Below are 12,740 nucleotides of genomic sequence, written 5' to 3'. Positions count from 1 at the left end.
CGATGGCCAGCGCCGAGACGATGATCTGCAGCGAACCGAGCCCGAACAGCGTGCGCCGCAGCTCCCACAAGCGGCGAGGCTTCATCTCCAGGCCGATCAGGAACATCAGCAGCACGACGCCGAGTTCGGTGAAATGCCGCACACCTTCGACCTCGGTGGTGATGAAAGGCCCTGGCGTATGCGGTCCAACGATGACGCCGGTAACCAGCAAGCCGAGGATCGAGCCGAGACCGAAATGCCGAAACACCGCGACGGCAACTGCCGCGACGACCAGCAACAATACGGCAGAGTCAACGAAAGATTTGGGGTCCATGCGAGTGGTGAGCGCTTCCTTAATGTCAAAGTCGCGTCAGCGACTCACGACCCCCCCTCCCCACTTGCGGGGGGCGAAGGCGGGGTTTCGTGGAGCACTGCTCCGCGCCGCCGTAGCCGGCCCGCGATGCAGCGCGGGCCGGGAGGGGTCGGGGGAGAGGGAAACGGTCATGACGTTCATGATCTGGAATGCCTGGAAAAGTCATCACCGTTAGTCGAAGTAGCTGCGCGCAGTCTCGAAGCGCTGCGCGAAGTAGCGTGCGCCGAGCTGGTCGATGCGCACTCGACCGTTGCTCGACGGCGCGTGGATGAAACGGTCGTCACCGATGTACACTCCGACATGCGAGAAAGCGGCGTTACGGGTGTTGAAGAAGACCAAGTCGCCGGGGCGCAGGCCCGCACGCTCGACCGGACGACCCCGGCGGGCGATGTCGGCGGCGCTGCCACTGACCCGAAGCCCCGCCGCGCGTCCGTAGATGTACGACACCATACCGCTGCAGTCCAGACCCGCTTCCGGGTTCTTGCCGCCGAAACGGTAGCCGGTGTCAAGCAGACTGAGCGCAAAGAGCACCACGTCGTTGCCTTTGGGGCTGCTCGCAGGGGGGCGCTCGGCAGGTTGATGCGCCGGCGCCTGTGGCGCCGGCGGCTTGCTGGCACAGGCTGCCATCAGCAGAGAGAAGAAGCCGGCGATGAGCAGGTGGACACGCATGCTGCACAGTATAAACTACAGCCCTCAAGATTATTACCGGGGAAAGACATGCACCTGACCGATCCGCGCCTGCTGCGCTCGAACTGCTATGTCGATGGTCGCTGGGAAGCCGCCGACGACGGCCGCACTTTTACCGTCCGGGACCCGGCAAGTGGCGAAACGCTGGGTGAAGTACCCTGGATGACGGCCACCGAGACTGCGCGCGCGATCGCCGCCGCGGCCGCGGCGCTGCCGGCCTGGCAGGCGAAGACTGCGAAGCAGCGGGCGACCGTCCTGCGCCACTGGTATGAACTGATCGTCGCTAATGCCGAGGATCTTGCGCAGCTGATGACCGCCGAGTGCGGCAAACCGATTGCCGAGGCGCGCGGCGAGGTCGCTTACGGCGCCGCCTTCGTCGAATGGTTTGCCGAGGAAGGCAAGCGCGCCTACGGCGAATCGATCCCGAGTCCAGCCAATGATCGGCGCTTGCTGACCATTCGCCAGCCGGTCGGGGTCTGTGCGGCGATCACACCCTGGAACTTTCCGCTGGCGATGATCACCCGCAAGGTCGCGCCGGCGCTTGCCGCCGGTTGCACGGTGGTGGTCAAACCCGCCGAGCAGACGCCGCTGACGGCCCTGGCGCTGGCGCGTCTGGCGCATGACGCGGCGCTGCCGGCAGGGGTGTTCAATGTACTGACCGGCGACCCGGCGGCGATCGGCGGCACGCTGACGGCCAGCCCGGTGGTCCGCAAGCTCTCGTTCACCGGTTCGACCGAGGTTGGTCGACTGTTGATGGCACAATGCGCGCCAACGATCAAGAAACTCTCGCTTGAACTTGGCGGCAATGCGCCGTTCATCGTTTTCGACGACGCCGATGTCACCGCTGCGGTCGCAGGAGCGATCGTCGCCAAATATCGCAACACTGGTCAGACCTGCGTCTGCGCCAACCGGCTGCTGGTCCAGGACGGGATCTACGATCGCTTCGTTGAAGAGCTGAGCAGGCGCGTGCAGTCGCTCAAAGTCGGACCGGGCTGTGAAGAAAGCACTCTGCAGGGACCGCTGATCGATGCCGCAGCGCTGGCCAAGGTCGAGGAACATATCGCCGATGCCGTCGCCGGCGGCGCGCGCGTGCTCACCGGTGGTAGCCGGCACGCGCTCGGTGGCCATTTTTTCACACCAACGGTGCTGGCCGACGTAACGCCGGCAATGCGTATCGCACGCGAAGAGACCTTTGGTCCAGTGGCGCCTGTGTTCAGGTTCTCGAGCGAGGCACAGGCGATCAATATGGCCAACGATACCGAGTTTGGTCTCGCCGCCTATTTCTATACCCGCGACGTGGCGCGCTGCCTGCGCGTGGGCGAAGCGCTCGAATACGGCATGATCGGCATCAACACCGGTCTGATCTCGAATGAGGTGGCCCCTTTCGGCGGTGTCAAACAGTCCGGCGTCGGCCGCGAGGGATCAAAGCATGGGCTCGACGAATACCTCGAGATCAAATATCTCTGCTTCAGCACGGTCTGAAGCCGTGAACCAGGCGAGAAAATGAAACTCGTCATCATCCCGTTGCTGAGCAGCCTGATCCTTGCCACGATCTTTGGGTGGCGGGTGCTGTTCAGGCAGCGGGCTGTGTTCATTGTTGATGGGGTTCGGGACTTCCCCCCGAACGATGCGGGGAGCCGTTGGGTTTCCCATACTTCGCCATTCTGCCTGGAGCTACGCCGATGAATCCTGCGCATTTTCTCAAGTACCTGCTGTCTGGTCTGCCACTGCTCTCGACCCTGAAAGAGTATCGACTAGCCTGGCTCAGCAAGGATGCGATCGCCGGGCTTTCGGCCTGTATCGTGTCGATTCCGTCGGTCATCGCCTATGCCGAACTGGTCCACCTGCCCCCGATTACGGGACTGTACGCGGCACTCGCGGCGGCCATCGGCTATGCCCTGTTTTCCAGTTCACGTCACGTCATCGCCGGACCGGATGCCGCCATCGGATTGCTGGCCGGTTCGGCGATCCTGCCGCTGGCGGCAGGCGATCCGGCGCGTATCGTCTCCCTCGCAGCCGTCCTCGGCATACTTTCAGGGGGGGTATTGCTGCTCGCCGCACGCCTCAAGCTGGGCGTCATTGCCGACCTGTTGTCGCGTCCGGTGTTGATAGGTTACCTCAACGGTGCCTCGCTGGTCCTGATCGCCACCCAACTTGGCAAGATGTTCCGTATCAAGACCGAGGGTGAGGAATTCTTCGAGTTGGTCTTTACGATCATTGCGCAATTGGCGCAGACGCATCTGCCGACCTTTGTGTTCGGCGTCTTGCTGGTTGGCTTGCTGATCGGACTTGCGCGCTGGTTTCCTCGCGTCCCCGGCGCACTGGCAGTCTGCGCGGTAGCGATCGCCGTCTCCTTCGCCTTCGACCTCGGCAGCTACGGGGTGGCGCTGGTCGGCAGCGTGCCTTCGGGTATTCCCAGCCTGACGATCCCAACGTTTCATTGGTCGGATATCTCGGCGCTTGCCCCGGCCGCGGTCGCGATTGCCTTTCTGGCCTTTTCGGACGGGATTCTCCTGGCACAGACCTTCGCCGAAAAAAATGGCTATGAAGTTCGCCCGAATCGCGAACTGGTGGCACTTGGTTCGGCAAACATCCTGGCCGGCTTGTGGCAAGGTTTTCCAGTATCCGCCAGCCAGTCCCGGACCTCGATCGTCGATTCGGCTGGTGGCAAGTCGCAGGTGGCACAGTTGCTGGTCGCGGTGGGCTTGCTGCTGTTCCTGTTCTTTCTGACCGGCTTGATTGCCTTGTTGCCGAAGGTGGCGCTTGGCGCGATTCTGATCGTGACCGCTTTCGGGATGCTGGAAGTGGCGCCGCTCACAGGCCTGTACAAGATTGATCGGGTCGAGTTCGGCATTGCCATGGGTGTGACCCTGGCAATCCTGATCGCGGGGGTGGTCCCGGGGATCATTCTCGGTTTGCTGCTATCGCTGATTTCGGTGCTCGTAGAAGTCTCACGTCCCGACGATGCCGTTCTTCGCCGCCTGGTCAGCGACGGCAAGTTCCACCACTGCATGGGTGACGAAGAGGCAGAAAGCGTCCCTGGCCTGCTGGTCTATAGGCTTTACGCACCGTTGATCTTTGCCAATGCTCGGCATGTGATGACACGCATCCGGACACTGGTCGACGAGGCCGATCATCCGGTCAAGTGGCTGGTGATCGACGCACAGGCGATTCACGACATGGACGTCACCGCTGCTCAACGCTTTGCCGAATTGCACCGGGAACTGGCCGAGGACGGGGTTGATATCAAGATTGCCGATGCGCCGCGGCCATTCCTCGAAGAACTTGCCAAGGTTGGACTTTCCGAGGAAATCGGTCGCGGGGATTTCTTCGGGTCGGTCAAAAAAGCGGCCGAGGCTTTCGAACAGATGTATGGCCCCAGGGAGCCGCGAACTGGCAACATGGATCAGACGGCAGGTCAACGCCGTTGACGGTGAGCACACGCACGGCTTTCCTCACGCTCAGGTAGGCTTTCTTCAGCAGGGCTGCGAAGATACTTTCGCCAGCGCCTGCCTGGGTCGCGCAGCCATCCGCAGAGATGGGCGCGCCACCGCTGCTGCCGCCAACGCTTGCTGATCATGACACGGTAAGGCATGCGCGCGGATGGGAATCCAGCGCCTTTGGAGCGTGCCTGTGCCACGCAGAAGAGCCAAACCCGCGCAGTAGCGAAAAACGTCCCCCGTTTTTTACCGAAATTTAATGGTCAGCCCCCTCCATTTTGCAGAATCTTGAGCTCTGCCTGCCTATCATTCCTGATGTCAAAGACATCCACATGGAGGCAAACATGGATCTCGTTTATCTTGCAGGAATTTTTCTGTTCTTCATCCTGACGGCAGTATTCGGCGTCGGTTGCGCGCGGCTTGGGGGAACGATATGAGCATTGCCCAGATCGTCAGCGCCGTCGTCGCGGTCGTGCTGCTGATTTACCTGATCGCGGCGCTCCTCCATCCGGAGGACTTCTCATGAGCGACCATGCCTGGCTTCTCCTGGGGCTTTATGTGGCCATTCTCATGGCCGTGGTGAAGCCCCTTGGCAGTTACATCGCCGATGTGATGGAAGGTCGCAGCCTGGCGTTGCGGTTTGGCGGCGGCATCGAGTCCGTGCTCTACCGTTTGTGCGGCGTCGACAAGGAAGAAGAAATGGGTTGGCTCAAGTACGCCCTCGCCCTACTGCTCTTCAATGTCCTTGGCGCCCTGAGCGTCTATGGCCTGCAACGCTTACAGATCTGGCTGCCCCTCAATCCGCAGGCAATGGCCAGCGTCAGTCCGGATTCGTCCTTCAACACGGCCATCAGTTTCGCCACCAATACCAATTGGCAGGGCTATGCCGGCGAGTCCACCATGAGCTACCTTACCCAGATGCTGGGTCTCACGGTGCAGAATTTTTTCTCGGCCGCTACCGGCATCGTCGTCGCCATTGCCTTGATCCGCGGCTTCGCGCGCCACGCCACCAAGACCCTTGGCAACCCCTGGGTGGATCTGACGCGCATCACGCTCTACGTATTGCTGCCGCTTGCCTTCGTCTTCGCCATCTTTCTGGTCAGTCAGGGCGTGATCCAGAACTTTGATCCTTATCAGGACACCACGACTCTCGAAGTCACGAAGTATGAAAACTCCAGGAGCGGTCCCGACGGTCAAGCGCTGAAAGACGACCAAGGCAATGCACTGACTGAACCTTGCCGAGACGCAGACGCAGACCCTGCCCATGGGCCCGGTCGCCTCGCAAGAAGCGATCAAGATGCTCGGCACCAATGGCGGCGGTTTCTTCAACGCCAACTCGGCGCATCCGTACGAGAATCCGACGCCGCTGTCCAACTTCGTGCAGATGCTGTCGATTTTCCTGATTCCTGGCGCCCTCTGCCTGACCTTCGGCCGCATCGTCGGCGACACGCGCCAGGGCTGGGCAGTACTCGCGGCGATGACGCTGATGTTCGTGGTCATGGCCGTCATCGCCATGCACTACGAGCAAGCGGGCAATCCGCTGCTCGGCAGGCTCGGCGTCGATATCGGCGCCGGCAATATGGAAGGCAAGGAAACACGCTTCGGCACCTTCGACTCCGGGCTGTTCGCCACCATCACGACACTGGCCTCCTGCGGTGCGGTCAATGCCATGCATGATTCCTTCACGCCCATGGGTGGCTTCGTGCCTCTGTGGAACATGATGCTCGGCGAAGTGGTGTTCGGCGGGGTCGGTTCCGGTCTCTACGGCATGCTGCTGTTTGCCGTCATGGCGGTGTTTATTGCTGGCCTGATGATCGGCCGTACGCCGGAATACCTGGGCAAGAAGATCGAGGCCTACGAGATGAAGATGGTGTCCATCGCCATTCTCATCACTCCCTTCCTGGCATTGGTCGGCACCGCCACCACCGTGATGACGGCGGACGGCCTGGCCGGCATCGCCAATCCGGGAGCGCACGGCTTCTCGGAGATCCTTTACGCCTTCACCTCGGCAGCCAACAACAACGGTAGCGCTTTCGCCGGGCTTTCCGCCAACACGCCGTTCTATAACGTCATGACGGCCATCGCCATGTGGTTTGGCCGCTTTGGCGTCATCGTGCCGGTGCTGGCGCTGGCCGGTACGCTGGCCGCAAAAAAGCGCATTGCCGCATCGGCCGGCACCATGCCCACCCATGGCCCGCTATTCGTCGTGTTGCTGATTGGCACCGTGGTGCTGGTCGGCGCCCTCAACTACGTCCCCGCTTTGGCGCTGGGGCCGGTGATCGAGCATCTGACGCTGTTTGCCGTCTACTGAGCGCAAGGAGAAACCTCATGTCCCACAAGAGCCTCGCCATGTTCGATCCGGTCTTGGTGAAGCCGGCGATCGTCGATTCCTTCTGCAAGCTCAATCCTGCCGTGCAGTGGCGAAATCCGGTGATGTTCGTCGTCTATGTCGGCAGCCTTCTGACCACTGCGCTGTGGGTTCAGGCCCTGGGAGGTGCTGCTGATGCTCCGGCCGGATTCATCCTCGCCATCGCCCTGTGGCTATGGTTCACGGTACTGTTCGCCAACTTCGCCGAGGCGCTGGCCGAAGGCCGCAGCAAGGCGCAGGCGGCCAGCCTGCGCGGTCTCAAGAAGGAGACCTGGGCGAAGAAGCTCAAGGGTTCGCACGCCACCGCAGAGTGGACCACCGTTTCGGCCACCGATCTGCACAAGGGTGACTTCGTCCTGGTTCATGCCGGTGAAATCATCCCGGCCGACGGCGAGGTCATCGAGGGCGTTGCCTCGGTGGACGAGTCGGCCATCACAGGCGAGTCCGCGCCAGTGATCCGCGAATCCGGCGGCGACTTCTCGGCCGTCACCGGCGGCACGCGCGTGCTGTCGGACTGGATCGTGGTGCGTGTGACGGCGAACCCCGGCGAGACCTTCGTCGACCGCATGATCGCCATGGTCGAAAACGCGAAGCGTCAGAAGACCCCGAACGAGATTGCCCTGACCATCCTGCTGGTGGCGCTGACGATCGTGTTTCTCGTCGTCACGGTGACCTTGCTGCCCTACTCGATGTTCAGCGTCGATGTTTCGCAAGCGGGTACGCCGATCAGCATCACCGTCCTGATCGCCCTGCTGGTCTGTCTGATTCCGACCACCATCGCCGGTCTGCTCTCGGCCATCGGTGTCGCCGGCATGAGCCGCATGATGCAGGCCAATGTAATCGCCACTTCCGGCCGGGCCGTCGAAGCGGCTGGCGACGTCGATGTGCTGTTGCTCGACAAGACGGGCACCATCACCCTGGGGAATCGTCAGGCGTCCGCCTTCCTGATGGCCGAACGAGTCAGCGAAGCCGAACTGGCCGATGCCGCCCAGCTGGCCTCCCTGGCGGACGAAACCCCAGAAGGCCGCAGCATCGTCGTGCTCGCCAAGCAGAAGTTCAATCTGCGTGAACGCGACATCCACGCGCTCAATGCCAGCTTCGTCCATTTCTCAGCCCATACCCGCATGAGCGGCGTCGATCTCGGCGACCGGCAGATTCGCAAGGGCGCGGCCGGAGCCATCTCCAGCCACGTCGAATCGCTGGGCGGCAGCTTTCCAGCGTTGGTGACGACCCTCGTCGACGAGGTGGCCCGGCGGGGCAGCACCCCGCTGGTGGTGGCCGACGGTGCAAGAGTGCTCGGGGTTGTCGAGCTCAAGGATGTCGTCAAGGGCTGCATCAAGGAGCGTTTCGCCGAACTGCGCCGCATGGGCATCAAGACGGTGATGATCACCGGCGACAACCGCCTCACGGCGGCCGCGATCGCCGCCGAGGCCGGAGTCGACGATTTTCTCGCCGAAGCCACCCCGGAGAACAAACTGGCGCTGATCCGTCAGCATCAGTCGGAGGGCCGGCTGGTGGCCATGACCGGCGATGGCACCAACGATGCGCCGGCGCTGGCCCAGGCCGATGTGGCGGTGGCCATGAATACCGGCACGCAGGCGGCCAAGGAGGCTGGCAACATGGTCGATCTCGATTCCAACCCGACCAAGCTGATCGAAATCGTCGAGACGGGCAAGCAAATGCTGATGACGCGTGGTTCGCTCACCACCTTCAGCATCGCCAACGACGTTGCCAAGTATTTCGCGATCATTCCGGCGGCCTTCATCACCACCTATCCGCAGCTCGCGGCACTGAACATCATGCACCTCGCGAGCCCGGCCTCGGCCATTCTCTCGGCGGTGGTCTTCAATGCGCTGATCATCATGTTCCTGATCCCGCTGGCGCTGAAGGGCGTCAGGTATCGGCCGCTCGGTGCCAGGGTGCTGCTTCGCCGCAACCTGCTCGTCTATGGTCTGGGTGGCCTCGTCACTCCGTTCGTCGGGATCAAGCTGATCGACCTGATCATCGCGGGCACCGGACTGGCATGAGGAAGGAGAACACCATGAACGATCTCTTGCGTCCCGCCGCCAGCCTGTTCGTACTGCTGTCCGCGCTGACCGGCATTGCCTACCCGATGGTGCTGACTGGCATCGCCCAAGCACTGTTTCCCGACGCCGCCAGTGGCAGCGTGCTCTTCAGGAACGGTACCCCGGTCGGTTCACGTTTGATCGGCCAGAACTTCTCCTCGCCGGAATACTTCTGGGGCCGGCCATCGGCAAGCGCCCCGCAGCCTTACAATGGCACTGCATCGGGTGGCTCGAACCAGGGCCCGCTCAATCCGGCGCTGGTCGAAGCAGTCACGACCCACATCTCCGCCCTCAAGGTAGCCGACCCGGACAATCCACAAGCGATTCCGGTCGACCTGGTCACCGCCTCGGCCAGCGGCCTCGATCCCCACATCAGTCCTGCCGCCGCCCGCTACCAGGCCAGACGTGTGGCCAGGGCACGCGATCTGTCCATGGAGCGCCTAACGGCCATCATCGAGGCGCATACCGAAGACCGGCAATGGGGTGTTTTCGGAGAGCCACGCGTCAACGTGCTCAAACTCAACCTCGCACTCGATGCGGAACACCAACGGCCATGACCGTTTCCTTCTCCCATGACCCCTCCCACGCCAGTGGGGAGGGGAAATTCGTGCGTCGCTGACACGGCCCTCACATTAAGACCGATGACCGACCAACGCCCCGATCCGGACGAACTTCTCTCCCGCATCAAGGAAGAGGAAACCCGGGCTGCTCGCGGCAAGCTCAAGATCTTCTTTGGCGCCTCGGCCGGTGTCGGCAAGACCTACGGGATGCTGTGGGCGGCGCAACAACAGGCCCAGCAGGGTACGGACGTCGTCATCGGCGTGGTCGAAACCCATGGCAGAAAGGAAACGGAAGCGCTGGTCGCTGGCCTCGAAAGTATCCCGCGCAAGGAAGTCCCTCATCACGGAACGATGTTGAAGGAGTTCGATATCGATGCTGCCATGGCGCGCAAGCCGGCGTTGATCCTGGTTGACGAACTGGCGCATTCGAACGTCGCCGGCTCGCGTCACCCCAAGCGCTGGCAGGACGTGGAGGAACTGCTCTGCGCAGGGATCGATGTCTATTCCACTATCAACGTCCAGCACCTCGAAACACTCAGCGACGTGGTCGGCAGCATCGCTGGCATCCGCGTCTGGGAGACCGTGCCGGACCACGTCTTCGACGCCGCCGACGAAGTCGTCCTCGTTGACCTACCGCCCGACGAACTGTTGCAGCGGCTCAAGGAGGGCAAGGTCTATCTGCCGCTCCAGGCTGAACGGGCGATCCGGAACTTCTTCCGTAAAGGCAACCTGATCGCCCTGCGCGAACTCGCTCTGCGTCGCACCGCCGACCGTGTCGACAGCCAGATGACCAGGTACCGGCGCGACAATTCGGTTGCGCCGGTTTGGCAGACTCGCGAGTCGCTGCTTGCCTGCATCGGCCCGGGCGACCACAACGACCGCATCATTCGCAGTGCGGCTCGTATCGCGACGAAACTGGACGTTCCCTGGCATGTCATCTACGTCGAGACGCCCGAACTTCGGCATCTTTCCGGGAATCAGCGCGAGCGCATCCTCAAGAACCTGAAACTCGCGCAGGATGCGGGGGCCGACACCGCCAGCCTTTCGGGTCGCGGTGCGGTCGATACGATCATCGACTATGCACGAGACCATAATCTGGCCAAGATCATCGTTGGACGTGACCATGCGCGTATCTGGCAGCCCTGGTATCGATCGTTCGCCGAACGTATCGGCCGGCGTGCGCCCGATCTCGACGTCATCCAGGTGGCGCGTGAAGAAGGTCACTCCGACCAGCGCAGGGAAGAATCGACTGACGAGTCGCTGCTCGACCGCCTGAAGGCGCCGTGGCAATCGTTCGCCATGAGCGCGCTCTTCTGCGCGCTGGCGACGCTGATCGCCATGCCGCTGCATACGCTGTTTGACCTCGCCAATATCGCCATGCTGTTCCTGCTGGCCGTCGTGCTGGCGGCCGTGCGCTACGGTCTCGGCCCCGCGGTCGCCGCATCATTTCTGAACGTCGCTGCTTTCGATTTCTTCTTCGTACCTCCGCGCTTTTCATTCGCGGTGAGCGACGTACAGTATTTGATGGTCTTTTCGGTCATGCTCGCCGTCGGCCTCGTCACCGCCAAGCTGACAGCGGGCCTCAAGTTCCAGGCGCGCGTCGCCGGCCACCGCGAGCAGCGCGTACGGGCGCTCTACGAGATGTCACGTGACCTTTCCGGAGCGCTGATGCCGGAGCAGATCGCGGAAATCTGCGAGCGTTTCGCGGCGACGGGTTTTGGCGCACGTGCCGCCATCGTGCTGGCCGATGACGATAATCGCCTACACGATCCCATCGCTGTTTCCGGCGGCGTATTGACCGTCGACCCGGGCATCTGCCAATGGGTCTTCGACCATGGAGCCGAGGCCGGTTGCGGCACCGACACCCTGGCCGGAAGCCCGCTGCTGTATCTGCCGCTCAAGGCGCCGATGCGCACGCGCGGGGTGCTGGCCCTGGCACCGCGCCATCCGGGCCGTCTCATGGCGCCCGAGCAACGGCGCCTGCTCGATACCTTTGCCCGGCTGCTGGCCATCGCGCTTGAGCGTCTGCATTACGTGACCGTGGCACAGACGACCACGGTGCAGATGGAATCGGAGCGCTTGCGCAACTCGCTGCTGTCGGCGATCTCCCACGACCTGCGTACGCCGCTTTCGGCCCTGGTCGGACTCGCTGATGCCATGTTCCTGACGCAGCCGCCGCCCACGCCGGAACAGGCCGATATTGCCGCGTCGATGCGCGAAGAGGTGCTGCGCATGCATTCCCAGGTCAACAACCTGCTCGACATGGCGCGTCTGCAAGCCGGCGCGGTCAGGCTCAACCGGCAATGGCAGCCATTGGAAGAAGTCGTTGGCAGTGCGCTCAAGGCGGCTGGCGCTGTTCTCGCGCAGCATCGCGTGTCCGTGCACCTGCCCGATGACCTGCCGATGCTGGAGCTGGATGCCGTGCTGATCGAACGGGTGTTGGCGAACCTGCTCGACAATGCAGCGAAATACACGTCGCCCGGCTGCGTCATCGAAATCGGCGCGGCGCCCGGCGAGAGTGGCAACATTGACATCTGGGTGGCAGACAATGGCCCTGGTCTACCGACAGGAAGAGAAGAAGAGATCTTCAAGAAATTCGAGCGCGGAAAAAAGGAAAGCGCCATACCGGGCGTCGGCCTTGGACTGGCCATCTGCCGCGCCATCATCGAGGTGCATGGTGGCAACATCCATGCCGAAAACCGTCGCGATGGAGGCGCGCGCCTGGTATTCTCGTTGCCGCGCGGGCATCCCCCGCTCGTGGAAATTGACGAGGATGGCGCAATGGCCGGTGAAGTTCAGCGATGACCGAACCAATCCCAGTGGTCATTGTGGTCGAGGATGAAGCGAAGATTCGCCGCTTCGTCAGAATGTCGCTGGAGTCAGCGGGCTGTCAGGTATTCGAGGCGGACTCCGTCCAGCGCGGCCTCATCGAAACCGGTACACGCAAGCCGGACATGATGGTACTTGACCTGGGTCTGCCGGATGGTGATGGTCTGGAGCTCATCCGAGATTTGCGAACCTGGTCGGACATTCCGGTCATCGTTCTTTCCGCACGTACTGCGGAAGCCGACAAGGTCGAAGCACTCGACGCAGGGGCCGATGATTACCTCATCAAGCCCTTCGGCACAGCCGAATTGCTGGCGCGCGTTCGCGCGCAACTACGACGCCGACACGCTCCCGGTTCCAGCAAGAGCGTCATCGAGTTCGGCAAGGTCCGGATCGATTTCAGCCGCCGTGTGGTCGAGCGTGCAGGTGCGCCGCTGCACC

At 62.4% G+C, this 12,740-nt stretch carries 10 protein-coding genes and 1 pseudogene; 9 read left to right on the top strand and 2 right to left on the bottom strand.

What is annotated here, in order from left to right:
- Window positions 1-313, bottom strand: a 313-nt coding sequence (locus V5B39_RS19445) for a cation:proton antiporter domain-containing protein (RefSeq protein ID WP_332344505.1), incomplete at its 3' end; no start/stop codon positions are given.
- 210 nt (window positions 314-523) lie between these two features.
- The gene (locus tag V5B39_RS19440; protein WP_046534924.1) at window positions 524-1,021 is read right to left on the bottom strand and encodes a C40 family peptidase; all 498 of its coding nucleotides are present in this window, start codon (window positions 1,019-1,021) and stop codon (window positions 524-526) included.
- A gap of 48 nt (window positions 1,022-1,069) precedes the next feature.
- Between V5B39_RS19440 and V5B39_RS19435 the strand changes: the two genes are divergently transcribed.
- From V5B39_RS19435 to V5B39_RS19395, 9 genes and pseudogenes are all read left to right on the top strand, one after another.
- On the top strand, window positions 1,070-2,521 hold the full coding sequence (locus V5B39_RS19435; protein WP_138677566.1) for an NAD-dependent succinate-semialdehyde dehydrogenase: 1,452 nt from the start codon (window positions 1,070-1,072) through the stop codon (window positions 2,519-2,521).
- 21 nt (window positions 2,522-2,542) lie between these two features.
- Window positions 2,543-2,725, top strand: a complete 183-nt coding sequence (locus V5B39_RS19430) for a hypothetical protein (protein ID WP_138677567.1) — start codon at window positions 2,543-2,545, stop codon at window positions 2,723-2,725.
- The gene (locus tag V5B39_RS19425; RefSeq protein ID WP_332344504.1) at window positions 2,722-4,470 is read left to right on the top strand and encodes a SulP family inorganic anion transporter; all 1,749 of its coding nucleotides are present in this window, start codon (window positions 2,722-2,724) and stop codon (window positions 4,468-4,470) included. Before V5B39_RS19430 ends, V5B39_RS19425 begins: the two co-directional genes overlap by 4 nt.
- A 442-nt stretch (window positions 4,471-4,912) precedes the next feature.
- A complete protein-coding gene (gene kdpF / locus V5B39_RS19420; protein WP_332344503.1) occupies window positions 4,913-5,005 on the top strand; it encodes a K(+)-transporting ATPase subunit F in 93 nt (30 codons plus the stop codon).
- A pseudogene (gene kdpA / locus V5B39_RS19415) lies at window positions 5,002-6,790 on the top strand (potassium-transporting ATPase subunit KdpA). Before kdpF ends, kdpA begins: the two are co-directional and overlap by 4 nt.
- A 17-nt stretch (window positions 6,791-6,807) precedes the next feature.
- On the top strand, window positions 6,808-8,874 hold the full coding sequence (gene kdpB, locus V5B39_RS19410) for a potassium-transporting ATPase subunit KdpB (RefSeq protein ID WP_287708866.1): 2,067 nt from the start codon (window positions 6,808-6,810) through the stop codon (window positions 8,872-8,874).
- A gap of 14 nt (window positions 8,875-8,888) precedes the next feature.
- Window positions 8,889-9,470: a potassium-transporting ATPase subunit KdpC gene (gene kdpC / locus V5B39_RS19405; RefSeq protein WP_138677571.1), complete on the top strand. Its 582-nt coding sequence runs from the start codon at window positions 8,889-8,891 to the stop codon at window positions 9,468-9,470.
- 84 nt (window positions 9,471-9,554) lie between these two features.
- A complete protein-coding gene (gene kdpD / locus V5B39_RS19400) occupies window positions 9,555-12,278 on the top strand; it encodes a two-component system sensor histidine kinase KdpD (protein ID WP_287708865.1) in 2,724 nt (907 codons plus the stop codon).
- The coding region (locus V5B39_RS19395) for a response regulator (protein WP_332344502.1) at window positions 12,275-12,740 on the top strand (466 nt) is incomplete at its 3' end. The genes kdpD and V5B39_RS19395, both read left to right, overlap by 4 nt.

It is taken from the genome of Accumulibacter sp., from assembly GCF_036625275.1.
GTDB lineage: Bacteria > Pseudomonadota > Gammaproteobacteria > Burkholderiales > Rhodocyclaceae > Accumulibacter.
The sequence above is the reverse complement of the archived record's forward strand: the minus strand, read 5'-3'. Positions and strand labels throughout refer to the sequence as shown.